General features: G+C 42.3%; 22 protein-coding genes. 13 read left to right on the top strand and 9 right to left on the bottom strand.

What is annotated here, in order from left to right; translation table 11 throughout:
* Positions 1 to 31: 31 nt before the first annotated feature.
* The 8 genes from K358_RS0101290 to K358_RS0101260 all read left to right on the top strand — a co-directional run bounded on the left by K358_RS0101290 (position 32) and on the right by K358_RS0101260 (position 9,788).
* Entirely contained in the window at positions 32 to 1,798 is a 1,767-nt protein-coding gene (locus K358_RS0101290; protein ID WP_027695139.1) for a type I restriction-modification system subunit M, read from the top strand.
* Positions 1,791 to 3,080, top strand: a complete 1,290-nt coding sequence (locus K358_RS18745) for a restriction endonuclease subunit S (protein ID WP_051241121.1) — start codon at positions 1,791 to 1,793, stop codon at positions 3,078 to 3,080. The genes K358_RS0101290 and K358_RS18745 overlap by 8 nt, the downstream gene beginning before the upstream one ends.
* A gap of 1 nt (position 3,081) precedes the next feature.
* Entirely contained in the window at positions 3,082 to 4,137 is a 1,056-nt protein-coding gene (locus tag K358_RS0101280; protein ID WP_027695138.1) for a Fic family protein, read from the top strand.
* A gap of 12 nt (positions 4,138 to 4,149) precedes the next feature.
* Positions 4,150 to 4,293, top strand: a complete 144-nt coding sequence (locus tag K358_RS19140) for a hypothetical protein (RefSeq protein ID WP_156888662.1) — start codon at positions 4,150 to 4,152, stop codon at positions 4,291 to 4,293.
* 180 nt (positions 4,294 to 4,473) lie between these two features.
* Positions 4,474 to 5,016 (top strand): hypothetical protein, encoded by a 543-nt coding sequence (locus K358_RS18740; protein WP_051241120.1) that lies wholly within the window; start codon positions 4,474 to 4,476, stop codon positions 5,014 to 5,016.
* Positions 5,003 to 5,662 (top strand): hypothetical protein, encoded by a 660-nt coding sequence (locus K358_RS0101270; protein ID WP_038149442.1) that lies wholly within the window; start codon positions 5,003 to 5,005, stop codon positions 5,660 to 5,662. The genes K358_RS18740 and K358_RS0101270 overlap by 14 nt, the downstream gene beginning before the upstream one ends.
* Positions 5,663 to 5,807: 145 nt before the next feature.
* Positions 5,808 to 9,020 (top strand): type I restriction endonuclease subunit R, encoded by a 3,213-nt coding sequence (locus K358_RS0101265; protein ID WP_027695136.1) that lies wholly within the window; start codon positions 5,808 to 5,810, stop codon positions 9,018 to 9,020.
* 24 nt (positions 9,021 to 9,044) lie between these two features.
* Positions 9,045 to 9,788, top strand: coding sequence for a M48 family metallopeptidase (locus tag K358_RS0101260; protein ID WP_051241119.1), 744 nt, complete (start codon positions 9,045 to 9,047; stop codon positions 9,786 to 9,788).
* On the opposite strand, the gene K358_RS17810 is transcribed toward K358_RS0101260, so the two are convergent.
* The gene (locus K358_RS17810; RefSeq protein WP_051241118.1) at positions 9,785 to 10,360 is read right to left on the bottom strand and encodes a DUF2913 family protein; all 576 of its coding nucleotides are present in this window, start codon (positions 10,358 to 10,360) and stop codon (positions 9,785 to 9,787) included. The genes K358_RS0101260 and K358_RS17810 overlap by 4 nt on opposite strands.
* 236 nt (positions 10,361 to 10,596) lie before the next feature.
* Here K358_RS17810 and K358_RS0101250 point away from each other — a divergent pair, with 236 nt between their 5' ends.
* On the top strand, positions 10,597 to 11,064 hold the full coding sequence (locus tag K358_RS0101250; RefSeq protein ID WP_027695134.1) for an Sbal_3080 family lipoprotein: 468 nt from the start codon (positions 10,597 to 10,599) through the stop codon (positions 11,062 to 11,064).
* A 169-nt stretch (positions 11,065 to 11,233) separates the two neighbouring features.
* Here K358_RS0101250 and K358_RS0101245 read toward each other — a convergent pair whose 3' ends face one another.
* The 3 genes from K358_RS0101245 to K358_RS17805 all read right to left on the bottom strand — a co-directional run bounded on the left by K358_RS0101245 (position 11,234) and on the right by K358_RS17805 (position 14,315).
* Positions 11,234 to 11,863, bottom strand: coding sequence for a bifunctional 4-hydroxy-2-oxoglutarate aldolase/2-dehydro-3-deoxy-phosphogluconate aldolase (locus tag K358_RS0101245; protein ID WP_027695133.1), 630 nt, complete (start codon positions 11,861 to 11,863; stop codon positions 11,234 to 11,236).
* A gap of 90 nt (positions 11,864 to 11,953) precedes the next feature.
* Complete coding sequence (gene edd, locus K358_RS0101240; protein ID WP_027695132.1) at positions 11,954 to 13,744, bottom strand: phosphogluconate dehydratase; 1,791 nt, start codon at positions 13,742 to 13,744, stop codon at positions 11,954 to 11,956.
* Positions 13,745 to 13,757: 13 nt separating this feature from the next.
* The gene (locus tag K358_RS17805) at positions 13,758 to 14,315 is read right to left on the bottom strand and encodes a gluconokinase (protein WP_038149440.1); all 558 of its coding nucleotides are present in this window, start codon (positions 14,313 to 14,315) and stop codon (positions 13,758 to 13,760) included.
* A gap of 139 nt (positions 14,316 to 14,454) precedes the next feature.
* Here K358_RS17805 and gntU point away from each other — a divergent pair, with 139 nt between their 5' ends.
* Entirely contained in the window at positions 14,455 to 15,798 is a 1,344-nt protein-coding gene (gntU, locus tag K358_RS0101230; protein ID WP_027695131.1) for a gluconate transporter, read from the top strand.
* An 89-nt stretch (positions 15,799 to 15,887) separates the two neighbouring features.
* Here the strand turns inward: gntU and K358_RS0101225 are convergent, their stop codons facing one another.
* Positions 15,888 to 16,883 carry a substrate-binding domain-containing protein gene (locus K358_RS0101225; protein ID WP_027695130.1) on the bottom strand — a complete coding sequence of 332 codons (996 nt, stop codon included), beginning with the start codon at positions 16,881 to 16,883 and terminating at the stop codon, positions 15,888 to 15,890.
* 356 nt (positions 16,884 to 17,239) lie between these two features.
* Between K358_RS0101225 and tnpC the strand changes: the two genes are divergently transcribed.
* Both tnpC and K358_RS0101215 read left to right on the top strand, forming a co-directional pair.
* Positions 17,240 to 18,685 (top strand): IS66 family transposase, encoded by a 1,446-nt coding sequence (tnpC, locus tag K358_RS0101220; RefSeq protein WP_083962721.1) that lies wholly within the window; start codon positions 17,240 to 17,242, stop codon positions 18,683 to 18,685.
* Positions 18,686 to 19,332: 647 nt separating this feature from the next.
* Positions 19,333 to 20,172 (top strand): MurR/RpiR family transcriptional regulator, encoded by an 840-nt coding sequence (locus K358_RS0101215; RefSeq protein WP_244875212.1) that lies wholly within the window; start codon positions 19,333 to 19,335, stop codon positions 20,170 to 20,172.
* Between the two features lie 87 nt (positions 20,173 to 20,259).
* Here K358_RS0101215 and K358_RS0101210 read toward each other — a convergent pair whose 3' ends face one another.
* The 4 genes from K358_RS0101210 to K358_RS19135 all read right to left on the bottom strand — a co-directional run bounded on the left by K358_RS0101210 (position 20,260) and on the right by K358_RS19135 (position 25,319).
* The gene (locus K358_RS0101210) at positions 20,260 to 21,945 is read right to left on the bottom strand and encodes an NAD-dependent malic enzyme (protein WP_027695127.1); all 1,686 of its coding nucleotides are present in this window, start codon (positions 21,943 to 21,945) and stop codon (positions 20,260 to 20,262) included.
* The gene (locus K358_RS0101205) at positions 21,945 to 23,303 is read right to left on the bottom strand and encodes a class-II fumarase/aspartase family protein (RefSeq protein ID WP_027695126.1); all 1,359 of its coding nucleotides are present in this window, start codon (positions 23,301 to 23,303) and stop codon (positions 21,945 to 21,947) included. Before K358_RS0101205 ends, K358_RS0101210 begins: the two co-directional genes overlap by 1 nt.
* Before the next feature lie 27 nt (positions 23,304 to 23,330).
* A complete protein-coding gene (gene dcuC, locus K358_RS0101200) occupies positions 23,331 to 24,692 on the bottom strand; it encodes a C4-dicarboxylate transporter DcuC (RefSeq protein WP_027695125.1) in 1,362 nt (453 codons plus the stop codon).
* A 447-nt stretch (positions 24,693 to 25,139) separates the two neighbouring features.
* Positions 25,140 to 25,319 (bottom strand): hypothetical protein, encoded by a 180-nt coding sequence (locus tag K358_RS19135; protein ID WP_156888660.1) that lies wholly within the window; start codon positions 25,317 to 25,319, stop codon positions 25,140 to 25,142.
* Positions 25,320 to 25,754: 435 nt separating this feature from the next.
* On the opposite strand from K358_RS19135, the gene K358_RS17800 reads away from it, so the two are divergent.
* Positions 25,755 to 26,024: IS5/IS1182 family transposase (locus tag K358_RS17800; RefSeq protein WP_038149434.1), on the top strand; the 270-nt coding region annotated here is incomplete at its 3' end.

Raw genomic sequence — 26,024 nt, 5'->3', positions numbered from 1 at the left:
CAAGCCTTTCAGCTTTGAAATGGACAACCACATGACCAATAGCGCGAAAATCACCCTGCAACAGCTTGAATCTTTCCTTTGGCAAACCGCCGATATTCTTCGTGGCAATATGGATGCCTCTGAATATAAAGATTACATCTTTGGCATGTTATTCCTAAAACGCCTGTCTGATGCTTTTGAAGAATCCCAGCAAGGCGTGGTGCAATATTATCTAGACAAAGGCAAAACCCAAGAACAAGCAGAAGAGTTGGCCAATGACGAAGATGAATACGACACCACCTTTTATGTGCCAGAAAACGCCCGTTGGTCAGCGCTGAAAGATTTAAAACACAACATTGGTGAAACCCTCAACAAAGCCACCGAAGCCATCGAAGAATTTAACCCGTCATTAGAAGGCGTGTTAGTCACCATCGACTTCAACATCAAGAACAAACTGTCGGATGCCAAGTTACGCGATTTGTTATCCCACTTTAGCCAATATCGCCTCCGCAATGAAGATTTCGAACGCCCAGATATGTTAGGCGCGGCTTATGAATACTTGATCAAAATGTTCGCCGACAGCGCAGGGAAAAAAGGCGGAGAATTCTATACGCCATCGGAAGTGGTAAAACTATTAGTTACCTTATTAAAACCTCGTGCCGGAATGCGTATTTACGATCCAACCATAGGTTCGGGCGGTATGTTAATCCAAACCCGTGGCTATCTTGAATCGCAAGGTGACAATGTTGCTAACCTGTCTTTATACGGTCAGGAGATGAACCTAAATACTTGGGCAATTTGTAAGATGAACATGTTCTTGCATGGGGTACAAAGTGCCGATATTCGTAAGGGCGATACCTTGCGCGAGCCTAAGCATACCCAAGGCGGCGAGTTAATGACCTTTGACCGCGTGATCGCCAATCCGCCGTTCTCACTAAAAAAGTGGGGCAAGGAAGAATGCGATAGCGATGGTTTTGCGCGTTTCCCTTATGGTACACCGCCGAAAGATGCCGGTGATTTAGCCTTTGTGCAACACATGATCGCCAGTACCAACGCAGAAGGCATGGTCGGCGTGGTGATGCCACATGGGGTGTTGTTCCGTGGCTCAAGTGAAAAAGCGATCCGTCAGGGCATTTTACAAGACGATTTATTAGAAGCCGTGATTGGTTTGCCGTCGGGCTTGTTCTATGGCACTGGCATTCCGGCTTGTTTGCTTGTCATCAATAAGAACAAATCTGCTGAGCGTAAAGGAAAGGTGTTGTTTATTAATGCTGAGTTGGATTATCAAGAAGGCAAAAACCAAAACGTTCTGCGCCAGCAAGATTTAGACAAAATTGTCGCCGCTTTTGATGGCTATCAAGACATTAAACGTTACGCCAAAGTGGTGGAACTGGCGGAAATCGAAGCCAATGATTTTAACTTAAACATTCGTCGTTATGCCGATACCTCACCACCGGCAGAAATCTTTGATGTGCGCGCGATTTTACACGGCGGCGTGCCAGTGCGTGAAGTGGAAGAAGATTATGTCCGCGAAGAGATCTTAGGGGATTTTGATGTGTCTTTGGTCTTTGATACACAGGACATGCCTAACACTGACGAGCGCTATTACGCCTTTAAACCGCAAATTGAATCAAAAGAAGCGCTTCGTGAGTTTATCTTACAACATGCCCCAGCCGACACCGAAGTGGATAGCAAGGTGATCACTCAACTGGAACGCTGGTGGGATAAATACCAAGTATCACTACATGAGTTAGACCAACAAGTGCAAGATGCCGAGCAAGTGATGCAAGGTTACTTGAAGGAGTTGGGTTATGAGTAATGTAGTGCCAGAGGGGTGGGCTATAGAAACTATTGGTGATATTGCCTTCGTTAAAGGAGGGAAGAGGCTACCCAAAGGAGAAACATTTTCAGAAAATAAGACAGAGTATCCGTACATCAGGGTTACTGATTTTAAGAATGGTGGTATTGATCAACGTGATTTACGCTTTGTCGATGAATCGATAAGAAATAAAATAAAAAGATATGTTATCTCTTCAAATGATTTATATATTTCCATTGCTGGAACATTAGGTTTAGTTGGTGAGGTTCCGAACAACTTAGATGGTGCTTTACTTACAGAAAATGCTGCTAAAATTGTTTTTAAACAACAATGCCAAAGCAATAAAAGTTACTTTAAATATTATTTGAATAGTGATGAGCCGCAACATTCGTTTAATCAAGCTAAAGGTACCGGTGGTGGAGTGCCAAAATTAGCATTATTTCGTATTGAAGAAACCCAAACCTTACTCCCCCCACTCCCCGAACAAAAGAAAATCGCAGCAATCCTCACTTCCGTTGATGAAGTGATTGAAAAAACACAAGCGCAAATCGATAAGCTTAAAGATCTCAAAACCGCCATGATGCAAGAACTGCTGACTTGCGGTGTCGGCGTAGATGGCAAGCCTCATACCGAGTTTAAAGATTCCCCTGTGGGTAGGATTCCGAAAGGGTGGGAGGTTGTTGAGTTAGATACGTTACTGAATGTCATGGAATCTGGGTGGAGTCCGCAATGTGAAACAGAAAAAGCTGATTCTGGGGATTGGTGTATTTTAAAAACAACCGCAGTATCTTGGGATGGTTTTAACTACCTAGCTAATAAGAAATTACCTGCTTCATTAGAACCAAGACCGGAAATTCAAGTGAAAAGTAATAATATTTTGATTACTAGGGCTGGTCCTGCGGACAGAGTTGGAGTGGTTTCTTATGTTGAGTCAGTTCCTGAAAAAGTGATGTTATCAGATAAGATTATTCGTTTAACGACTAAAGAAACAATACACGAAAGCTTTTTATCTTTTTGGTTGGCAGGTACTTTTGCGCAACGTTTTATGGCAAATCGTATTTCAGGGTTGGCATCGTCACAAACAAATATATCTCAAGCAATATTAAAATCTATACCATGTGTAGTCCCTTCTCTTACGGAGCAAGAAATCATAGTTAACAGTATTACTAGCGTGAATAATCACCTTCGAGTTTCTATTGAACGTTTATCATCTCAGCAAATACTTAAAAAAGCCTTAATGCAAGATCTCCTCACCGGTAAAGTCCGAGTTAAGGTGGATTAACATGCACTACGTACCGCCTTTCTCGCTTAATAACCAAATCCTGTCGCGGGTGGCCAACATCAGCGAACAACTTGGGCGATTGACCGCCACGCAAGATATGGCGCAATCGTTATTGCTCCGAAAGGTCAACCGAGTGCGTACCATCCAGGGATCACTGGCGATTGAAGGTAATCAACTCACCGAAGACCAAATTACCGCCATTCTAGAAGGCAAGCGAGTGATTGCCCCTGCGCGTGAGGTGCAAGAGGCCAGCAATGCCCTCAATGTGTACGAGCAACTCGACCGCTTTGCATACCAAAAAGAATCAAGCTTATTGCAAGCGCATAAAACCTTAATGTTGGGCTTGATTGATAGCGCAGGGCAATACCGCAACACTGGCGTGGGCGTAATTAAAAATCAGCAAGTCATTCACATGGCACCACCAGCGGATCGCGTATCCAAATTAATGGGTGAATTGTTTACCTGGCTCGCTAACAGTGATGATCATCCGCTGATCAAAAGCTGCGTATTTCACTATGAGTTTGAGTTCATTCATCCGTTCGCCGATGGTAATGGCCGCATGGGGCGCTTGTGGCAAACGCTGATCTTAAAGCAATACCATGAGGTGTTTACCTACTTGCCAGTCGAGAGCTTAATTGCCGCCCATCAAACCGAGTATTATCAAGCCATTGCCGATAGCACTAAGGCCGCCGACAGCGCACCTTTTATCGCTTTTATGTTGTCGATGATAGAGCAGGCTCTACAGCAGTTGCATCATACTTCTGAGAGTGTCGAAACCGGTGTTAGCCCCCAAGTCACCCCTCAAGTCAGCCCCCAAGTCAAAATGCTAATCAAAGTGATGAAAGTGGCCGGCGAAACCGAGCAAGCACAAACCAGCTTTAACCGAACGTATTTACAGAAATTGCTTGGGTTAAAAGACAAAAAATCCTTCAATCAACGTTATTTACAGCCTGCATTAAACAATGGATTGATTGAAATGACGATTCCAGACAAACCCACCAGTCGCTTACAACAATATCGACTGACGGCGTTAGGCAAATCAATGCAGGTTGGATAGGGAAGGTTAGTCATGTTAAAAGCCATTCTAAACGGCAAAGCAGGTCGAATAGACAACCAACAAGGTGAATCCGTGAGTTGGTCGAGCGTATTCAAAGCCCGTGAAGACTTATTGACGTCCACAGTATTTGAACGCTTTGCTTATCTGTCTGATTAGATTCAAGCCTATTTAATTACGCAATGGTTTGTTCATTGTAGTGGACATGCCCCTAACAACATTGGTGAACTGGTAGATATCAGCTATTGGCCTAGATTTAGCCATGAACACAATAACGGTAGCAACCAAGTTGAACCTGATTTAATTCTGCATTTTGAACATGCCAATATTCTAGTGGAAGTGAAACCTCCCGAGGGTGGTGATCAATACAAATGGCAATGGCAAAAGGAAATCGAATCCTTCTTGCAAAACTCAGAAGATGAATGTGATAAACCACTGTATTTTTTGGCCATCGGACGGATTGAGCAAGTTGATGCTATGCGCTGGGCTAAATCACTACTCGAACAGAATGAACAACTGAATGGCCTTGGCGCTTTGAAATGGCAAGTAGTGACCGATCAGTTGATTGAATTAGTGAGTGATAAAGGCGCGAATATTTTAGTCTCTAAACAAGATAAACGCATCATCGACGATATTTTAGAAGGCTTAAGTTTATACGGCTTGAAGATATCGCCGTTTAAGTGGAGCCAATTCTTTGATACTCGTCTTCCTACGCTATCACTTACCCATTCACAACTAAATAAAGGTATGCCGGCCTCTACTAGCAAATCACCAAAGCTTTTAGCGGATAGTGGTATCACGCAATTGAATCAGCATAATTTTCCTAGGCTGGATCTCGAAGTATTTTCTAATTTATTAAGGCCTCATCATGCAAACTCATGACACTGACCAATTGTTTTTACAGATACGCACTGCTCATCGACTGTTAGCCGCTTATTATCAACGTTTGTTGCCAACCATTGAGCAAATAGCTAAAGGATTAGAGTTGGATTATTGTCTATGGCAACCAAAGGACTTTGCGAGACCAGGTCATCGTTCAACAAATCAATTTGACCGTTGGCATTGGGATTTACTACCGGCTTTATCTACTTATTACGTTTTCGGTCACTTTGAGCATTCTAACAAGGTAATCGTTGGTGAATATCTGGTAGATTTTTTAGTGAACTCAGATACGGGTGTAACGAAAACAAATAGTCATGGAGAGCCCGATGCTTTGAGTTTAGTGACCAGTGTAGAAAATGCTGAAAGTACTCTTACTATCAACGTGTATGCACCTTATCAAGCTATGACTGGCAATTGGGCTAATGGTGTCTGGGATGGTTGTGCAAAAGCCAATATAAGCGAATCTCCAAATCCACAATTAGACTCTAAGAAAGCAGTAGTATCGAATGGTTTTACTATTCCCCTGACCGACCTATTTAATGACAATGCGGTGGAGTGTCTGATTGAACGTACTCAAACCTTTATTGGAGCTGCGGTAGATAAAGCCAAATCTTTAGCTGAAGAAAATCGACAAGAGAATAGTTAGGAATTGGTATTGAATATAGAGTTGGTTTATTTTTTCATGCTTTTTAACACCTAGGGTATGAAAACCTCTTAAATTTTAAACCAAAGTGTCGATTAACCAGTAATCAAGCCAGCAATAATATGACGTATAGATAAGGCCGTTTAGGATGAACAACGAATTCGATAAGGTAGAAGCTCCCGCCATTGCACAGTTGGTATCACAAGGCTGGCAATATGTGAGAGGTCAAGATCTCGCGCCAGATCACCTGGATACCGATGGTAAGGCCGAACGTGCCTACTACCGTGATGTGGTGTTGGTGAAGCGTTTGGAGTCGGCCATTAAGCGCTTAAACCCTTGGATTAGCGACGAGAACTTGCGCAAAGTGAGCCGTGAAGTGACTCACCCACATCATGCAGGCTTGATGGAATATAACCACGCCTTTTATCAAACCATGGTGCAATATCTGTCTGTTGAGCAAGATCTAGGTAAAGGTCGCAAAGGGCAGACGGTCAAACTGATCGATTTCGATAATCCTGACAATAACGAATTTCTATGCTGTAACCAGTTTAAAGTCGAAGGGCTGAATCAAAACATCATTCCCGATATTGTGTGTTTTGTGAATGGTATTCCTTTGGCTGTGATTGAGTGTAAATCGCCATACATTGCCAGCCCGATGAGTGAAGGGGTGAATCAGCTGAGGCGTTATGCCAATCTTCGTCAACCGGAAGTCGATGAAGGGGCGGAAAAACTGTTTTGGTATAACCAATTGATGATCTCGACTTGTCGCGATAAAGCCAAAGTGGGTACCATCAGCTCAAGTAGCCAGCATTATGGTGATTGGAAAGATGCTTATCCTTATACCGCAGAGCATATCACTCAACAAACGCTCAGCAATAAACTGGATAATCTCCAAGCCAAGCTAGAAATCGAACTTCCGGAACACGCGTTATTAGTGGATACAACGCCTCAAACCGAATTATTGCAAGCGGCAGAAGCGCCAGCCTTATACGAAGTTAACGCACAGAACATTACTGAGCCTAGCGATCATGATGTGACGGCTCAACAGCGTTTGCTTGCCGGTATGTTCAATAAAACTAGCTTCTTAGATATTCTGCAGAACTTCGTTTTGTTTGAGACCGACGATGGCAAGGTGATTAAGAAAGTCGCCCGTTATCAGCAATATCGTGCGGTGAATAAAGTTATTGAGCGATTGAAGGGTGGTAAAGACCGAAAAGCCCTCTCTCGTAAAGACAGAAGCGGAGTAGTTTGGCATACCCAGGGCAGTGGTAAATCCCTGACTATGGTGATGCTGGCGGTGAAGATGCGCCGTGATCCGATTTTAAAACAATACAAGCTGGTGTTTATTACCGACCGAACTCAGCTGGACGAACAACTTTCTAATACCTTCCGTGATGCACAGGGCGAAACCGTTTATAACGCAGGCTCGGTGGCTCAGCTCAAAGAATTGCTGAAAAAAGACAGCTCAGATTTGGTGACGGCCATGGTGCAAAAGTTCTCCGATCTTGAGAAAGAGCAAGCCAATAGTGAATTCGTCGATTTAAACCCAAGCGATAAAATCATTGTACTGGCCGATGAAGCGCACAGGACTCAATTTGGTGGTCTGGCGTTAACCATTAATGCTGCGTTGCCGAATGCGCCTAAGATTGGTTTTACGGGTACGCCTTTGCTTAAAACACAAAAGATGGGGCAAGCGTTTGGTGGTTATATCGATGAATACAAGATTAACCAAGCGGTAGAAGATGGCGCGACGGTTAAGCTGTTGTATGAGGGCCGTGAAGTGAAGTCCGAAGTGGCAGGGGATTCCCTCGATGCTTTGTTTGAAGAATATTTTGGCGATTACAGCAAAGAAGAACAGCAAGAAATCAAACAAAAGTACGGCGTGGAAAAAGCGGTACGTGAAGCGCCAGCTCGCATTCGTTGGGTTTGCCTAGACATTATTAAGCATTATAAAGAACATATTCGCCCGGATGGATTCAAAGCCATGATCGTGGTGGGCAGTCGTCATGCCGCAGCCTTGTATAAGCAAACTTTGGATGAATTGAATGGGCCGTTATCGGAAGTGATTATTTCAGGCAATCATAACGATGAAGCTTACCTTGCCAAGTACACAGATAAAGCGCATCAAAAGCAGGTGATTGCTAATTTCAAAAAGCCTTTTGGAACCGATGCAAAAGACACCAAAGAAGCGGATAAGAAGTTTGATAACACGTCATTTTTGATTGTGAAAGACATGCTTTTAACCGGCTTTGATGCCCCGATTGCGCAAGTGATGTATATCGACCGTTTATTGCAAGATCATACCTTGATGCAGGCGATTGCACGGGTGAATCGTAGCTATAAGGGCAAAGAGTGCGGTTATGTGGTGGATTATTACGGTCTCGCTACTCAGCTAACGCAAGCTTTGGAATTGTTTAGCAGTGAAGATGTGGAAGGCACTTACCAAAGCCTGAAAGATGAAATACCTAAGCTAAAAGCTAAACACACTCGCGCGATGTCTTTCTTTAAAGGCATGACTTGCGACGATGTGGATGATTATGTGGTGTTACTAAAAGATGAAGCCAAACGCGCTCAGTTTGATATGGCGTTTAAGCAATTTGCCAAACAACTCAATGTGATTTTACCGGATACCGCCGCGGTGCCGTTTATGGCGGATGCACGCTTTTTAGGTAAGGTGCATCATGCCGCAAAAAATAAATACCGCGATGAAGGGTTAGATATGAATGACATTGGCGCTAAGGTTCGGGCACTGGTGGATGAGCATATTTTAAGTACTGGCGTTGATCCAAAAATTCCGCCGATTGATTTATTGGCAGTGGATTTTAAAGAAAGCATTCAAGCCACTAAATCCGATGAATCGAAAGCTTCTGAAATTGAAAGTGCGATTAAGCATCACATTAATATCAACCTGGACGAAGACCCGGAATATTACCGTTCGTTAAGCTTGCGATTGCGTGACATTATTGAAAAAACTGCCGGACGTTGGAGTGAGCAATTAGAATTGTTGCTTGAGTTTACTGGCGATATTGAACAAGGTCATCAACAAGCAGCGCAGGATTTAGGACTTAGCGAAGTGGAGTTTGCTTTCTATGGCATCTTAATGACGGAAGTGACCAATGTGAGCGATGGTGATGTGGTGGATGCCAGTATTCACGAGTCAATCAAAGACACGACTCAAGAGTTAGTGAAAACCTTAGAAGAAGCCACTCAGATCGTTGATTTCTTTAATAAGCAAGATGAAATCAAACGCATGAAAAAGATCATAAAGCGTATCGTGTTAGAACAGCCATTTGGTGACAAAGCGTTGGTGAATATTTTGCAAGAACGCTTTATGGAACTGGCGAAGACCAAATTTGGTTAATTTGAGGATTGATTAAGTACTGACATGAATAAGCCTTTAATTAATGAAAAAACCGCCAATGCCGAACAAGCAGATTTGATTGAAGGGCAAGGTTATCAAGTTCATATCGTAAGAACTTCACGCCGTAAAACGGCTTCGGTGAAAGTTGAAGACGGCGTGGTGAGTATTGTTGTGCCAAAATCTTTAGCCCATGAACGGATTCAATCGCTGGTGGAAGCAAAGCATCAATGGATAGTCGAAAAGCTCGCGATTTATCAAGCCAGCCAACCGGCCAGTGAAAAGCATTATGTATCGGGTGAAGCCTTTCCTTATCTTGGGCGTAACTATCGCTTAAAGGTGCTGCAAGGGGAGTTAAAAGGGGCAAAACTGCTCAATGGCCGCATGACGGTGACAGTGCCAGAACCTGAAACACAACGTCATTATGTGCGTAAGTCATTAGAAAATTGGTACTTACGCCAAGCGCAAAAGAAAATCCGTGAGAAGGTGGAACGCTACCGTACTGTCATAGGTGTCGAAACCGGCGTGATCCGCATTAAAGAGTTTAAAAGCCGCTGGGGCAGTTGCACTTCTTATGGAGATTTAGAATTCAACTGGCTCATTGTGATGGCGCCAAACCGTATCGTGGATTATGTTGTGATCCACGAGCTATGCCATCTCATCCATCACGACCATTCCCCAAGCTTTTGGAAAGAAGTCGAGCGCGTGATGCCCGATTATCGTGAACATAAAGCGTGGCTGAAAGAGCACGGGCACAGGTTGGTTTTTTAAGTATTGAGTGGACTCAAAGTAAACTCATACATTGATGTTTTCTCAGGGGTCGTTGATGCTGATATTGAAAAGAAACCCAGGACACTTAATTCACGCTCTATAACATCTGGATGTTCCGTTTTTATAAAAAGCGTTAACGGCTTAAGCATAAGGCCATCCGCGTCGAATGATTCTGCAATTTGAGCTTCCGATACCATAAGGATATCTTGATCATCCATGTCATCACTTTCGGTCAGCATGCTATAGATACCACCTTTTTCCATATGGGTGAGAACGCGAAATAGCTTTTCTGAATCATTAGGATTAACAACGGATTGATAGCTATCGACGATCTGAATAAGTCTCTTCTCAATCGATTCACCGGCAGGCTTCATTAAAGCGATGGTTTTCAGTTTTTTCTTCACTAGAGCGTAGCGGCGATCTTTAACTAATGGTTTGATATACCTAATAATGATCTGGTTTCGTGCTTGTGTTGTGAAGAACTTTTGTGATTTCGTTACTTCCAGATATAGGTGCAGTAGAGCGTTTGTGAGTACATCAGATAATTGCTTATGAAAGGTTGAATCTGTCATCTGTGTTAAGTTTCTTGTTAGTGCTATGTTTGTCGATGAGCTTATCACAATGTAGCAATAACGGTAGTAAGGGAGTGTAAATTGATCTGTTGTTTCTAACGCCTAATATTCACTGAACGCTACTGGCCATCGATAGTCGATTCAAGGTGACTCGGTTAGCATAGAGGTTAAAGAACAGTTTGGGATCACAGTTTACTGAGGTGAACTAATAATGGAAATTAAAACAAGGAAAAGTAATGTTTAAAAAAGCCGTAGTATTAAGCGCTAGTCTCTTTTTAGCAGCATGTTCAGCGCCGAAGTACACAGTTAACCCAATCCAAGAAAACGAACAGAGAAAAGAAATAACCATCGTTAAAGACGATGCTACAAGGGCAATATTCCTAGATACCATGCAAGAGTGGTGTTTGGATAATGCTAAAAGGTGCACCCTGGTGCCAGATGGCTCTCATCCGAATCCATCCGAGTTGACTCTGATCTACGTCTCTAGATGGAGTTGGGATTTAAGCACATATATTTCCGATTCCCGAATTAATGCTTACAAAGATGAACGAAAGGTTGGGGAGGTTGAGTTTAAAGCGCCCGACACTATTAATACTGATAAATGGGGCGATGACCGAAAACGCATCTTGATGATGCTAGACCTTTTATTTGGTAAGCAAACTACTACAGAAGCACATTCTAAAATTGGGTCTGGTGAGATTTAATGTGAGAGAGTAATTTCGGTCTAGAAAAGCGATTAAATATCTTCAATTTAGACAAGATCTAAAGGGCAAAGATGGACTTTGAGGCTGGAATGAAATCATGCCCAAATCATTCTGAAAGAGAGTTCTCGACAAACGCTCAGATTAGTATTCGGGCATTTAGTTTATTACGCTATATTGCGAGTGCTTCTTTTACTAGTTCAGTGATGCCTTGCCAATCCTTTGCCTTGATCTTATCTGCAGGTAGCATCCACGATCCCCCTACAGTCATGACGTTTGATATTGCACGATAATCACGAACATTTTTCGGGTTGATGCCGCCAGTTGGACAGAACTTTACTTGAGTGAGAGGGGCACAAATCGCTTTAAGAGCAGGTGCACCACCGTTGGCTTCGGCAGGAAAAAACTTCAAATGGTCATAACCATGCTCTAAAGCCGTCATCACTTCACTTGGTGTAGCAACTCCTGGAATAAGTGCTACTTTGTGCTGTTTGGCATGTTTTAATAGCGACTCACTGTATCCTGGAGAAATAGTAAATTGTGCGCCCGCATTTACGGCTGCGTCGTATTGCTCTGAATTCAGTACAGTGCCAGCACCCACAAGTGCATCTGGCATTGCCGTGCTAATGAGGCTAATGGCTTCTAATGCGACAGGGGTTCGTAAGGTGATTTCAAAGATAGAAATACCACCATCTGCTAGAGCTTTCGCCATAGGCAGTGCATCGTCTAAGTCATCTATAACCATGACAGGGACAATAGGAGAGCTTTGAAATACGCTTGCAGGTGAAATAGTCCAATTCATTTTTGTATTCTCTGATTGTTGAAAGGTATCTATATCAGGTTGGGTCAATGCGTGTGATTTTCCAACCTGATAAAATCGATCTGATAGGTATTAGAGGATGCTCGCTCCAGCTTCTGCACTAGAGACGTGTTGTCTAAAGATAGTAAATAACTCACGACCGGCACCAAGATGCTCATTGATATTGACGGTGACATTGCTGTCACGAGCCTCTAAATTCGACTCACACATGATGGTACCTTGCTGCGCATCAAGCACTATAACGTCACCATCTTGTAAACGAGACAGTGGTCCCCCCTTAGCCGATTCAGGTGTCATGTGTATTGCCGCTGGAACTTTACCGGAAGCACCGGATAAACGTCCATCGGTCACCAGTGCGGTTTTAAAACCAGCTTTCATGACATTGCCCAGAATGGGCATCAACTTATGTAATTCAGGCATACCGTTTGCTGCCGGACCATTATGGCGAACCACTATAATAATATCTTGGTTAAGCTCTCCGGCTTGGTAAGCTTTCTCTACATCATGTTGAGATTCAAACACTCGCGCAGGCGCTTTGATATAACGATCTTGTTCCGCTACGGCACTGATTTTGATCATGCCTCGACCTAGGTTACCGTCGAGTAACTTTAAGCCACCTTGCTGACTAAACACGTGACCGTTGACGGCGATAACATCGGGGTCAGAGCTGTCTTGTGCTGGTTGATACACAACTTTACCGTCAATTAATCGAGGAGAAGTTAAATAATCACTCATTTGGCCGTAAATTGGGGTGGCATCCATATGAATTAAATCTAGCTCTGCCAGGCGTTTCATTAAGGTTGGAACGCCGCCAGCAGCTTGGAATGCATTAATATCAGCTGGGCCATTCGGGTACATTTTCGTTAACTGTGGCACGACATCAGATAGGTGATCAAAGTCATCCCAAGTAAGAATAAGTCCTGCCGCTTTCGCAATCGCTATCATATGAATGGTATGGTTTGTACTACCACCAGAAGCAAGCAATGCGACTAGTCCATTAACTAGAGCCTTTTCATCAACCACTTGACCTATTGGGCGGAAATCGGCGGAACCATGCGCCACTTTGACCATTTGTAGTGATGCCATTTTGGTCAGTTCATCACGTAGGGGATCGGTCGGTGAAACAAATGCAGAGCCTGGCAGCATGAGCCCCATCGCTTCAAATACAAGTTGGTTGGTATTGGCGGTGCCGTAGAAAGTACAAGTGCCTGGTGAGTGGTAAGCGTTACATTCCATATTTTGCAGTGCAGCCACACCAACATTTCCTGCCGCATACTCTTGTCTTACTTGGACTTTTTCACTGTTGGATATTCCGGTTGCCATTGGTCCTGAAGGGATAAAGGCGGCGGGTACATGGCCAAAAGAGAGAGCACCGATAATTTGACCCGGTGCAATTTTATCACATACGCCTAGTAGTAAGGTTGCATCAAATGCATTGTGGCTCAAGCCTATTGCTGTTGCTTGTGCAATTAAATCTCGAGAGAACAAAGATAAATCCATACCTGGTTGACCTTGAGTCACACCATCACACATCGCCGGAACACCACCTGCTACTTGAGCACTGTGGCCAGCATTAGCAAGCGCCTCTTTGATTTTATCTGGATAAGTGAGGTAGGGCTGGTGAGCACTTAGCATATCGTTGTAAGCGGTAATAATACCGACGTTCAACGTTGTAAAATCTAAAATGGAGCTTTTTGAGCCACCACAAGCCGCAACCGTATGAGCCAAGTTACCACAGGATAAGCTTTTCCGAGATTTACCTTGATTTGCTAGTTCTGCAATATGTTTAAGGTAAGCCTCACGAGTTGCTTTGCTTCGTTCAGCAATATTGTTAGTGACTCTTAAAATTGTGTTATTCATTATTTATCACCTCTTATTAGGCTGTAGTAGCAGTAGCGAGAGCATCTTTCTGCTTAATTTGGTCAATTTGTTGAAGGCAGCGCGTGATGACAGTATTAAAGTCACCCTCTATATCCACTTGGAAGACGTTGTGCTCGTCGCTAGCTGGCATTTCGAGGGTATCAAACTGGCTTTGCAATAGTTCAATTGGCATGAAGTGCCCCTTTCGTGCCAGCATACGTTGTTTGACTAATTCGAAGTCACCATGTAAATGCAGGAAGTTAACGCTTTTGTTACCCTCACATATTTGATCACGATACTGACGCTTTAGTGCAGAGCACACAATGACACCCAATTCATTTTTCGTTTCGATACTAAATGCAGCATCACGAATACGCTCTAACCAAGGTTTTCGGTCGTCATCATTGAGTGGATGACCAGAAACCATTTTCAAAATATTCGATTTTGGATGTAAATCATCCCCATCAATAAACTTTGCACCTAGCTGTTTGGCGAGTGATTCACCAATGCTCGATTTACCTGTACTAGAGACACCCATGATCAGAAATACTTTACCAAGACCTTTGTTACTCATTTTTTTGACCTCTATCTAACTTTTCAATATTCCCATAAATTTATGGTGTCTACTCTAACAAGTTACGGGTAACATGTTACCCGTAACTATGAATAATGTGAAGTTAACCAAAAAAAATAATTAATGGAGTAACACGAGAATGTCCGATTTATCTTTAATCATTACAGCATTAGGCTCGATAGTCCTTCTGCTATTTTTAGTAATGAAAGTACGCCTGCATGCTGTGGTTGCGTTGATACTCGTTTCAATGATTGCTGGTTTATTTTCAGGAATGAATCCTGCTGATATTGCAGCCACCATTCAAAAGGGAATGGGCGGAACACTTGGCTTTGTTGCCGTTGTTGTTGCATTGGGTGCTATGTTCGGAAAAGTCATGGAAGAGACGGGGGCACTCGATCAAATCGCTCATACATTGTTGCATCGCTTTGGTGAAAAAAATGCCAATTGGGCTATGACCTTTACTGGCTTTATCTGTGCTTTACCTTTGTTCTTTGATGTGGCGGTCGTTCTACTTATTGGTATTGCTTTTGCTGTCGTGCGTAAAGGGGGCGGTAGTGTAATTAAAATTGGTATTGCACTTTTAGCGGGTATCGCGACCTGTCAAGCCTTCTTAATCCCAGCTCCTGGACCTATCTTAGTTGCATCACAGCTAAATGCTGATTTTGGTTATATGATCCTATTTGGTTTACTTGCTTCTATACCAGCCATGATTTTAGGCGGGCCTATTTGGGGTAGCTTTATTGCTCAACATGTACATGTTGAACTGCCTGAGCATGCACAATTTGATGGTACCGATCGTGAAGGGCAAGGTATTCCGAGCTTTAAAATTGCGATTGCCCTTATTGGCTTACCTTTATTTATGATTGGACTTAAGACTATCGCAGCGCGATTTGTTGGCGAAGAAACCGCTTTGCATGATTGGTTAGAATTTATAGGGCATCCTTTTACGGCCATTATGGTGGCTTGCTTAGTGTCATTTTATGTATTAGGTGTGCGTCGTGGAGTATCAAATGAAAAAATCATGGCCATTTGTAGCAGTGCATTACAACCCGCCGGTATCATCATTTTAGTAACGGGTGCAGGTGGTGTATTTAAGCAAGTACTTATTGATTCTGGAGTGGGTGAGGCATTAGGTAATTATCTAGCAGGCTCTGGGTTACCAGTAGTAGTGCTGGCCTTTATTTTGGCAGCAGCGGTGCGTGTTATCCAAGGATCAGCAACCGTTGCTATGTTAACTGCCTGTGGCTTGATTATTCCTATGCTCGATCCATTGGGTTTATCTGGAGCTCAACTGGCTGCCGTTACGATTGCAATCGGTGGTGGTTCTATTGTGCTGTCTCATGTAAATGATTCAGGATTTTGGCTTGCTAACCGTTTCTTTGGTTTAACAGAAATTCAAACATTAAAAACATGGACTGTGATGGAAACCATTATCGGTACTACAGGTGCGGTAGTTGCAATGATAATTTCTATCTTTTTATAAGTTAATCAAAAGTTTCATATCTATAAAATTAAAGGTGGCCTTCAATTGGATTATTGAGGGCCACTTTTTTGTGCTTTAGTTTTTAACGTTTAAATAGTTTGTCCCTTGACCACTTCAAAGCCGAGATCAAAACACGATTGTTGGCTTTCTATACCATTTAGCCTGTCAATTAATTGTTGGGCAGCAAACTCACCAATAGCTAACCTAGGGGTTTTTACACTGGCTAGTTGAGGTTGCATAGCTTGTCCAACATCATGTCCGTGAAAACCAGCAACGGCGAGTTGCTCAGGAATGGAAATGTCCAAACGTTGGCACTCAAAAACAATACCTACGGCTAAATCATCGTTAGTACAAAAAACGCCATCTACATCAGGATATTGTTTTAGCGTTTCATGTAATAGTTTTGAGCCTAAGGAGTAAGATGAGGCTTCATCAGTTAGAATTTTACGTGGTTCTAGTTTTGACTCACGCATTGCTTGTGTGTAACCAGCTAATTTTTGTTGGGTTCGAATATCTAATCGCGCACCTATATAAACAATATTCAAATGGCCTTGTTGAATCATTAAACGGGTTATTTCATAGCCTGCTTTATGATTATCAAAACCAACACATTGATGAATGGGGGAAGGTTGTAAATCCATTATTTCAACAACTGGAATACCCGCGGTTTGAAGCATTCGATAGGTTCGTTCACTGTGTTGGCTTTCTGATAGCACAAGCCCATCCACATGATAGGAGAGTAGGTGTGAGATTCTATCTTCTTCAATTTCTTGGCTGTAGCCGTAGTGAGCTAGCATGGTTTGGTAGCCAGCCTGCTCAGTTATGGATTCAATGCCACGGATAACATCAGCAAATACTTGGTTGGTTAAAGAGGGCACTAACACTCCAATCGCATGACTTTTTGCGTGAGAGAGTAAATCAGGTGCTTTATTTGGGATGTAACCTAACTTATCAATAGCCGCCATTATTTTTTGGTAAGTAACGGGAGAAACTTTGGATGAATCACGTAAGCAGCGACTCACGGTCATTTTTGTAATACCGACTTCGTCTGCAATATCTTGTAAGCTAGGGCGTTTATTTTTCATATTGCTTAAATTATTAATTGTATGTTACTTGTAACATACAATTAAATATTAAAAATGACTACTTTTTATTGGTTATTGACATTGCTGCCTTGGGCTGTAGTCGTTAGTGGTTATCGGTTTTTTTACCCGAGCTAGTATTGTGATGTGTTGTCTGAATCTGCTCATAGGGCAAACCAACATATTGCTGGGCATATTAAGTGTTGTTTGGTTTACTCAAACTGTACGCGTTAAGTTTTCCGTGAACTTAAATCAAAGTAACCGTTCACCAGCAGCGTATTGACACAAAAAACGTGACCATTCGCACTGGATCCCACTTTGCCTATTGAGTGATCATTCCTAGCGTTCATGCTGACTGCATGACTAAGAAAAAATCCAAATTCTCATCAACACCACCCATTGCATCGGACATCAACGAAGCTAATGCGTTAATATCCGAGCTATGGGAGCAATTACGCCACTATGAAGATAGGCTAAAAGCCAGCAGCGCTAATTCTTCGAAATCCCCATCTTCCGATGGGCCAAAAACGAAAAAAGCTCAAAGCCCTAGTGGTCGCAATCCGAGAGGAGCTAAACAGGGTCACGAAGGGCATAAACGACAACTCTCAGAACTAAAAGAATCCGATACAGTTGTTGATTGTTACCCTGAAAGCACATGCTCTTGCTGTGGTGACACCGACCTCGAAATGAGTGACAAGCCGTTTTATCGCCATCAAGTTCATGAAATCCCACCGCCACGCATAGATATTACCGAATATCGGCTCTACTCGGGCAAATGCTCGCAGTGTGGAGAGGCAGTAAAAGCACAAAAGCCAAGCGACACTCCTCAAGGGGTTATGGGACCCAACCTAATGAGTCATATCGCTATACTGGCTGGTCAATATCACCTTAGTGTTCGAAAAATACGCTCATTACTGCAAGATCAGTTTGGTACGACCTTCTCAGTGGGTGCCATAAGTGAAGCGCAAAGCCGTATTGCTTCCATGCTGACGCCACTTCATCAAGCTATCAAAACCAACATACAATCTGCGCCTCTAGTGCATGTTGATGAAACGTCACACTCGAGAAATGACGAAGAGCGCCTACGTTGGTGCTGGTTAGTGTCGAGTGATGACTTAGTGTATGAGAAAATCCTCTACTCTCGTTCAACGCACTCAGCAAAAACGGTTCTCGACTCAGACTACAGTGGAATCGTGGTTAGTGATCAATATAGCGGTTACAACTGGCTTTCATCAGACCGACATCAGCTGTGCTGGTCGCATGTTATTCGAAATCTACAACAAATTGCCGATTATGCAGGTAGAGGTCATGCTGCAAATATTGGTCAACGACTGTTACTTCTAAGCAAATTAGTTTTTCGCACTCGTCACCGTTGGGAGTCTGACCATATTGATGAAGCACTCTACCTCGACCGACTGAATCGCATACGATGTCGCTTTAATCATTGGCTTGATAAGGGCGCAAGCCAAATCCCAATTCAGCGTTATCAAGGGCGATGTCGAAAACTCAAAGAGCACAGCGAAAGCTTATGGCTGTTCTTAACCACCCCCAAAATACCTCTTACTAATAACGAAGCAGAACGACGATTACGCGGGTTCGTTATTCAAAGAAAAATCAGCTACGGTACAACCTCAGATGCAGGCGATAAGTTCCGAGATAGGTTGCACGCGCTCATAGAAACCTGCAAGAAGAGGCAGATATCTTCGCTCGAGACTCTAACTCGTATTGTAACTGCTGTGATCTCACAGCAACCGTACCCCAATGTCTTCGGCCTCAGCGAAACCAGTTTTTACGCAAACGCTTAGTCAATAACTTGCTGGTGAACGCTTACAAATCAAAAGCATGAAGGAAAGCCGAGGTATTTTTGCAAACACGGTGGTGACTTTATACAAAACGTTATAATCAAGAATAAATTAAATCATTTAAATCAATAGCATAAATCCGATTTAGAATCGGCATGCCTTCATTTTTCCAGAAAATTAGAGGCGAGGTATTTTTGCAATCACATCAAATATCATATAAATAACAATTGGTTAGTTTAGTGTATGTTTCTGTCAATACACTCTTGATTTAGAGCAACACGACCAAATTAAACTATAAAGCAGATCCAGTGGTCCACTAGGTGAGAAACTGGGGTTAATGGCCTGCATTATCAATGTTCTAGATCGAGTGGTTGCGACAAAATTTGAATGTATCAGTTTTACGTTCTACTGCCTAAATAGTATCCCCCGGAGTCTGGTTATGACTAATATCTTTTTTAATATACAGCCGTATAAGGGTTTATGAATACAATTTAACCCTGATGAACATTCTGATTAATTTTTAACGCGCAATATGATGTCTCACAAAGTATGAAAGCCTTATATGAGCTAAAATGTGATCCCTTTTAGTTTGTACTTGAACTGCGATTATGACTTCTAATATTCAGTTAACCTATCACGGTTATTGCCAATTGGTTTCACGTATTGAGCAATTGACCGATTCTGAAAAATCTTTACACACATATATTGCAGAGCATTTTGGTGAGTTACCCTATCACGGTATTGTGGACCTTGCGACGAATGCAGACGTGAGTAAAGCAACAATAGGGCGCTTTTTAAATAAATTGGGCTTTACTGGGTATGCGGCATTTAAATCTGCCTTGAAAGATGGATTAAAAGATAATCAGATGTCTGCTCCGATTGATATTTATCATGAAGAGCGAGAGAGGAAACCTCAAGACACGCCACCTTTAGTTCATGAATTCTCTAGTCAGATTCAACAACTCATTAATAAATTTACCAATAGCATCAATATTGATTGCCTTGATAAGGCTATTGATTTGTTTATGGATACAGAGCGGAAAATTTATGTGGTTGGGCCATCATCTTCTGCAGCTATGGCGATGCACTTTTCAACGCTAATCAAATATATGCGCGGTGATGTGGCATTGCTGAATTTAGATATTGGTGAATTACCCAAAAGGCTTATCGATGTTAAAAAAGACGATGTATTAGTGGTTTTCTCTTATTATCGATTTAATAGTGTGGCTCATGATATTGCTCGGTGGTTTAAGAAAAAACATGCATCGGTTGTACTTATTACCAATGCTAGTTCAAACCCTTATGGTAAATATAGTGATTTACAGTTTGTATTACCGAGTGAAACACAAACGATATTCCAAAGTCGAATGGCTGGGTTTATGTTTGTGGAGTTAATTTTGCATCTGTCTTATGAGAAAAGTGCAGGGGAGGGCAATTTTGCCATTCTGGAAGAGCTTTTTCAGTTTTTTGGTACCTTCTCCGCTGATTAATCTTTTTGATAAAGTTTATATTTTCGATAAACCAGAGTATTCAACTTGAATTCTCTGGTTTATTTTTATCCAACTATGTTGGGGATATCAAGATGCAATACGTCGATATTCTGCATACTTAGCCTGCCAAAATAACTCATCGAGTTTACTGCTAAGTCGTGCTTCTGAACGAGGTGCTGCTACTTTTTGTTCAATAGCTTTTTTGGCAACCGCTAAAGCTATATGTTTTGATACTTCTTGGATGTCTTGTAATGGTGGCAACAACCTGTTGCTACCGTTTGCCATAGGAGATAGTTCGGCTAATGCTTCACTGGCAACTTGTAACATGTCATTGGTAATACGAGTTGCTTCGCTAACTAAGACGCCCAAACCGACTCCAGGGAAAATATAACTGTTGTTACATTGAGCGATTGGATAGGTTTGACCTTGGTAATGCACATCTGGAAATGGGCTACCTGTTGCTACGATCGCTTTTCCTTGAGACCAGGTAATAATGTCTTGCGGTGTTGCCTCTACTCGATTAGTTGGGTTAGAGAGTGGTAGCACCATAGGGTGTTCACAGCCTGCGCATAATGCACTGATAATTTGCTGATTAAATAAACCAGCGACACCAGTCACTCCAATTAGCACATCTGGTTTAGCATGAGTAATAACATCTAATAAACTGATATCCTGATTGGCTTTTATTTTCCATTGTTTACGAATGGACTGTGGTTGAGTAAGTTTTTGTTGGAATGACAGTAAGTTACTCATTCCTTGTTCTAGCATACCCCAGCGATCGATCATGAAAACTTGTTGTCTAGCCTGTTGTTCACTAATGCCTTCTTTTACCATTTGAGCGATGATAGCTTCTGCAATGCCACACCCTGCAGATCCTGCTCCAGCGAAAGCAATCTTTTGTTGACTTAGAGGTTTACCGCTAGCATTGGCAGCGGAAAGCAAAGTTCCGACAGTGACAGAAGCAGTACCTTGAATATCATCATTAAAGCAGCACAGTTTGTCTTTGTATCGCTGCAAAATAGGCATAGCATTTGCCTGAGCAAAATCTTCAAATTGAATCAATGCTTTGGGCCAGCGTTTATGTAATGCTTTTAGACAATCATCAATAAAGTGATCATATTGAGCGGTAGATAATCGCGGGTGACGCCAGCCCATGTAAAGCGGGTCAGATAATAATTTAGAGTTATTGGTGCCGACATCAATCACTATCGGTAAGGTATATTCAGGATTGATTCCGCCACATGCGGTATAAAGGGCGAGTTTCCCTATGGGAATGCCCATGCCACCAATTCCCTGATCTCCTAGGCCAAGGATACGCTCACCATCGGTGATAACAATCACACGTACATCGGAGTTTGGAGCGTTGTTAATCATTTCTTCAAGTTGATCTTTATCTTCATAACATAAAAATAACCCGCGATTTCGACGATAAATTTGTGAGAAGTTCTGACACGCTTCACCAACTGTCGGGGTGTAGATAATCGGCATCATCTCTTCAATGTGATTATTAAGCAGTTTGTAATATAAGGTTTCGTTAGTATCTTGAATATTACGAAGGTAGATATGTTGATCCATACCACTGGCCATTGATGAAAATTGTTCATAAGCACGATCGGCTTGTTCTTCAATACTCTCAATATTGTGTGGCAATAAACCTGTTAAGTTAAAATTTCTACGTTCAGTTAGCGTAAAGGCGCTGCCCTTATTGAGCAGTGGAGTGTTAAGCAAAGTATTACCTGCTTGACGGATAAATAGTCGGTTTTGAGTACTCATTATGGTGCCACTTGTTCAAATTGTTGAATCGCTTCTTGGATTAATTCTTGATTGCAGCCAAGATAGTTCTGTGGATTACACGCTTCAGCGATTTCTTGGTCGGTCAAGATATCCGAGATAGAAGACGTAGCTCTTAGGGCTTGTTCGAGTGAGTCGGTTGTTGCAGCTTGAGCCACCGCATCTTTTAGTGCTAAATAGCTGTTATTACGACCGACTTTTTTCGCTAATGTCATCATGACCGCTTCAGACATGATGAAGTTGCGCGAGGCAGCAAAATTATCTTTCATCGTTTGTTCGTTGACGATTAAGTGCTTGATAAGACGTATTGCTCGTTCGAGACTGGTAGAAACGGTTAATGCAGATTCAGGTACTAAGCTCCAATTGAGCATGCGCATTGAGGCGGCACGTAAATCCTGTTGATCCATCATATTGGGAGCACTGCTGGCATACATCCATCCCATACGAGAAAGCGTTTGGATTATATTGCTTGCTCTTGGGTTTGCTTTATGAGGCATGGTGCTTGAGCCACCACCACCTTCACCTTCGCGCAGCTCTGCAATCGAAGCACGACCCATAGTTTCAACATCATTTGCTATACGGCAAAGCGAACCATGGATTAAAGCAAAAAATTGCACGACTTCCACAATGTTATCTAGACTTCCATTATTAAGGCCTTGCGGTTGAGTTAATTCCAACTCTATAAACAAAGCTTTTCGAACCGATAACCCTTGAGAACCAATAGAAGAAAGGTTACCAACCGCACCACCATACATGCCAGTGGTTGCGCGACTATGCAAGGCATCAAGACGAACAATATGACGGCTGATTTCTTGCAGATAGGAGCTAACTTGTAGCCCCCAAGTCGTTGGTAATGCATCCATCGAGTTAGTGCGAGCGACACAAACGGTGTCTTTATGCTCTATAGCCATAGACTTTAAATGTTCACCTAACTCATGTAACTGCCTACGAATAATGGTTAAGCTTTGCTTTAATCGCATGGCTAAACTGGTATCAAGTAAATCTTGAGTAGTGCATCCCCAGTGCAAATATTGTTTAACCTGGTCATCGCCATGCTCACACACTTGGTCGATCAGGGGCTTGATTGCCATTCCTACCGATTCGGTGTCGGCAGACAAGCGTTGCCAGTCAATCTCGATAGTTTCACAAGCCTGCTTAATTGCTTCGGCTGCCTCAGATGGGATGATGCCTAACTGAGCTTGCACCTTGGCAATAGCGGTTTCAAAGCGTAGCCAGCAATGGATGAGATTGGTATCCGACCAAACTTGCTTCATTTCTTTTTGAGTAAATAAAGGAGAATAAAGGTCGGAATCAAAAACCGATGTATTTTGTCCTAGCATAGTATTTTCTCTTTTCATCATAACGGCTTAAGCACCAAGGAACGTCACTAGAATAACGGTTAACAACCCACCAACCATAGGGATAAAAGTACGTTTTACTAGCTCTGTTGGCGGAATGTTTGCAACCCCTGCACAGGCAATGACAACTCCTGAAACCGGTGAGAATGAGCGGAAGATACCCGCAGATAATTGCATTGGTAGGGCAAGTGCGGCAGTTGATACGCCAACTTGTGCTGCAACATCAGGAGCTAAGTTAGAAAAACTATAAAATGCTGCGTTACCAGAGCCTGATAAGAAAGAAGTAATACCAATAATGGCAATCATCAGTAATACCATCATCATATAACCAAAACCAAGGTGCGATGATAAGTGTAATAATCCATCGATAAAGCCAATTGCTGTTAAGCCAACCACGAAGGTTTGTGCTGCAATAATTAAAGAGACAACACTAGAAAAAACATCACCCATTCCTTTTAAATACACTTTAAGTGAATCCGCAACTTTGCGGCCATCACGAGAGTATATAAAGTCACATAACATCGCGATGGCCAATGAAATAAACATAGCGGTTACGACATCAATTTTGACTGAGGTAATAGCGAATTTACTGAAAGCCAAAAGCATGAATAGAGGCAAAATAGGTAAGAAAGCAAACCATGTAGGAGCATCGCGCACCTCAATTTCTTTGGCTTGCAGTTCATATTCAACGCCTTTTTCTGCATCTTTCTTATCGAAATATTTTTGTGATACGAAGTGTAGTGCAGCGATCACTAGTGCGGTAATTACGCCAATAAATAGTTGATGTTCAATAAAGTAACTTGCAGCATCAATACCAATGACTTCTGCCGCTTTGTTGGCGGTGCCAGATGCAGGACCTAAATCAAGACAAGCTGTTGTTGCTAGCACAGCAGCAACCGAGGCGGGAGTACAACCTATGCCTACTAAAACTGGGTAAAGCGCAACCAATAGCAACATGGCAAGGCCAACAGCACTTGGTATAAATACGTTTAAACTTTGGCCTAATAAATAGCTTAATGCCAAAATGATGTAAGGATTTTTAATCATGGATAGTGGCTTGGTGGCAATCGATACCAAAGCATTAGCCGCGCCAATATGGCCCATGTATTTTGAAAAACCCCCGACAGCCATAATGATAAGGCCAAGTTTCGCTAATGTGCCGGAACTTATGGCTTTAATTGCTAAGAAGAAATCGACAAACACAGAGCCAGAGCTAGCTGTCCCTTTAGGCACAAAATCAACGTGGCCTGAAAAAGCACCAATTAACATCATTAATAGCCCAGTACCAAATAGCACCGCTTGAGTATTATATTTTTTTGTAATCAGGAGACCCGCACCAAATACAATAGGTAACGCAAGTAAAGCAACCATAAATTATCTCTCTATTGTTTTGTCACTTTATGCCCCATTCTTATGCCGCGTCTGTTCAGGGACAAACCAGCAGAAACAAAATATAGAGCACATTAGATAGAGAGAGTGTTAACAATGCTGAACGATAAAACTATGAGAATTTTTGTTTCCCACCCAACCTGACATTAGCGTTTATATTTATGTGAACTAGATCAGATTAGTAGTTTGCTTAAGGCTCTAGTGGTGCTTATAGCCCTGCATAAATCTACTCCGTGAGTCACGTTTCATAAATCGTGTTAATTGATAAAACTGCAATTCATGAATGAAACAATTTATACAGAAATGAGAATTTTCTCATAACGTGAGTATTTGCCTTACATTGTATTGATAATAATTCTCAATTAATTAATTGATTGCGGGGGGAAATTGTATCTTAAGGTAGGCCATTAGCTTACTAATGATCTGATGTTAGAAATACATCGATGAGGCATCCATTATCTGTAATATACTGAAGTGCGAGTTACGATTCACATCACTGACCAGACCTTCAATATCTATAGCGTAATGTTGCGCCATCCTAGTACCGATAAAGCTTAATGAAAGAGCGATTTCTGAATTCACGAATGGTGGGTTCGTCAAAAGGCGCATTACGACTCACACAAGTGGCGTGATCACTCAAAGGGCGCGTTACGACTCAAGGAAGAGGTCATATACAAGATTCAAACGAGGGCATAGTGCTAAGTGGTTGTAAACAAAACTAAAATGCAAGATACAGATCTAACATTTAAGGAATATGCACTGAACCCGTATTAGATATGCACAAAGTGCGCGTTACGACTCACGAAAGTGGTGTGATCACTCAAAGGGCGCGTTACGAGTCAAGGAAGAGGCCATATACAAGATTCAATCGAGGGTATAGTGCTAAGTGGTTGTAAACTGGCCCTAAAATGCAAGATACAGATCTAACATTTAAGGAATATGCCACTGAACCCGTACTAGATATGGGCTTTGTTGCTTAAATCGATGGAACTAAATCAAGAAGCTACGATCTGATCGGCTACACCCATTAATCGTCGTAGCCTCATGCCTAAACCTCGTTACAAAACAACTAACTGGACGCAGTACAACAAAGCCTTAATAAACCGTGGTTCTCTGACCTTTTGGATTGATGAGGAAGCGATAGCCGAGTGGAAGCAAAACAAGCAAGGCAAGCGCGGCAGACCTCGCCAATTCAGCGACTTAGCCATTACTACTGCACTGATGGTGAAACGCATATTCTCTATGCCGTTGAGAGCACTGCAAGGATTTCTAGACTCGGTATTTAAGCTGGCTAACATCCCGCTAGTTTGTCCC

This window comes from Vibrio litoralis DSM 17657 (assembly GCF_000426765.1).
Classification (GTDB): Bacteria; Pseudomonadota; Gammaproteobacteria; order Enterobacterales; family Vibrionaceae; genus Vibrio; species Vibrio litoralis.
This window is presented reverse-complemented; position numbering and strand designations above follow the sequence as displayed.

Excerpts from the sequence above, each read along its gene's own strand:
- K358_RS0101290 (WP_027695139.1), top strand. The coding sequence starts at position 32 with ATGACCAATAGCGCGAAAATCACCCTGCAACAGCTTGAATCTTTCCTT.
- K358_RS18745 (WP_051241121.1), top strand. The coding sequence starts at position 1,791 with ATGAGTAATGTAGTGCCAGAGGGGTGGGCTATAGAAACTATTGGTGAT.
- K358_RS0101280 (WP_027695138.1), top strand. The coding sequence starts at position 3,082 with ATGCACTACGTACCGCCTTTCTCGCTTAATAACCAAATCCTGTCGCGG.
- K358_RS19140 (WP_156888662.1), top strand. The coding sequence starts at position 4,150 with ATGTTAAAAGCCATTCTAAACGGCAAAGCAGGTCGAATAGACAACCAA.
- K358_RS0101270 (WP_038149442.1), top strand. The coding sequence starts at position 5,003 with ATGCAAACTCATGACACTGACCAATTGTTTTTACAGATACGCACTGCT.
- K358_RS0101265 (WP_027695136.1), top strand. The coding sequence starts at position 5,808 with ATGAACAACGAATTCGATAAGGTAGAAGCTCCCGCCATTGCACAGTTG.
- K358_RS0101260 (WP_051241119.1), top strand. The coding sequence starts at position 9,045 with ATGAATAAGCCTTTAATTAATGAAAAAACCGCCAATGCCGAACAAGCA.
- K358_RS17810 (WP_051241118.1), bottom strand. The coding sequence starts at position 10,360 with ATGACAGATTCAACCTTTCATAAGCAATTATCTGATGTACTCACAAAC.
- K358_RS0101250 (WP_027695134.1), top strand. The coding sequence starts at position 10,597 with ATGTTTAAAAAAGCCGTAGTATTAAGCGCTAGTCTCTTTTTAGCAGCA.
- K358_RS0101245 (WP_027695133.1), bottom strand. The coding sequence starts at position 11,863 with ATGAATTGGACTATTTCACCTGCAAGCGTATTTCAAAGCTCTCCTATT.
- K358_RS17805 (WP_038149440.1), bottom strand. The coding sequence starts at position 14,315 with ATGAGTAACAAAGGTCTTGGTAAAGTATTTCTGATCATGGGTGTCTCT.
- gntU (WP_027695131.1), top strand. The coding sequence starts at position 14,455 with ATGTCCGATTTATCTTTAATCATTACAGCATTAGGCTCGATAGTCCTT.
- K358_RS0101225 (WP_027695130.1), bottom strand. The coding sequence starts at position 16,883 with ATGAAAAATAAACGCCCTAGCTTACAAGATATTGCAGACGAAGTCGGT.
- tnpC (WP_083962721.1), top strand. The coding sequence starts at position 17,240 with ATGACTAAGAAAAAATCCAAATTCTCATCAACACCACCCATTGCATCG.
- K358_RS0101210 (WP_027695127.1), bottom strand. The coding sequence starts at position 21,945 with ATGAGTACTCAAAACCGACTATTTATCCGTCAAGCAGGTAATACTTTG.
- K358_RS0101205 (WP_027695126.1), bottom strand. The coding sequence starts at position 23,303 with ATGCTAGGACAAAATACATCGGTTTTTGATTCCGACCTTTATTCTCCT.
- dcuC (WP_027695125.1), bottom strand. The coding sequence starts at position 24,692 with ATGGTTGCTTTACTTGCGTTACCTATTGTATTTGGTGCGGGTCTCCTG.
- K358_RS19135 (WP_156888660.1), bottom strand. The coding sequence starts at position 25,319 with ATGCGCCTTTTGACGAACCCACCATTCGTGAATTCAGAAATCGCTCTT.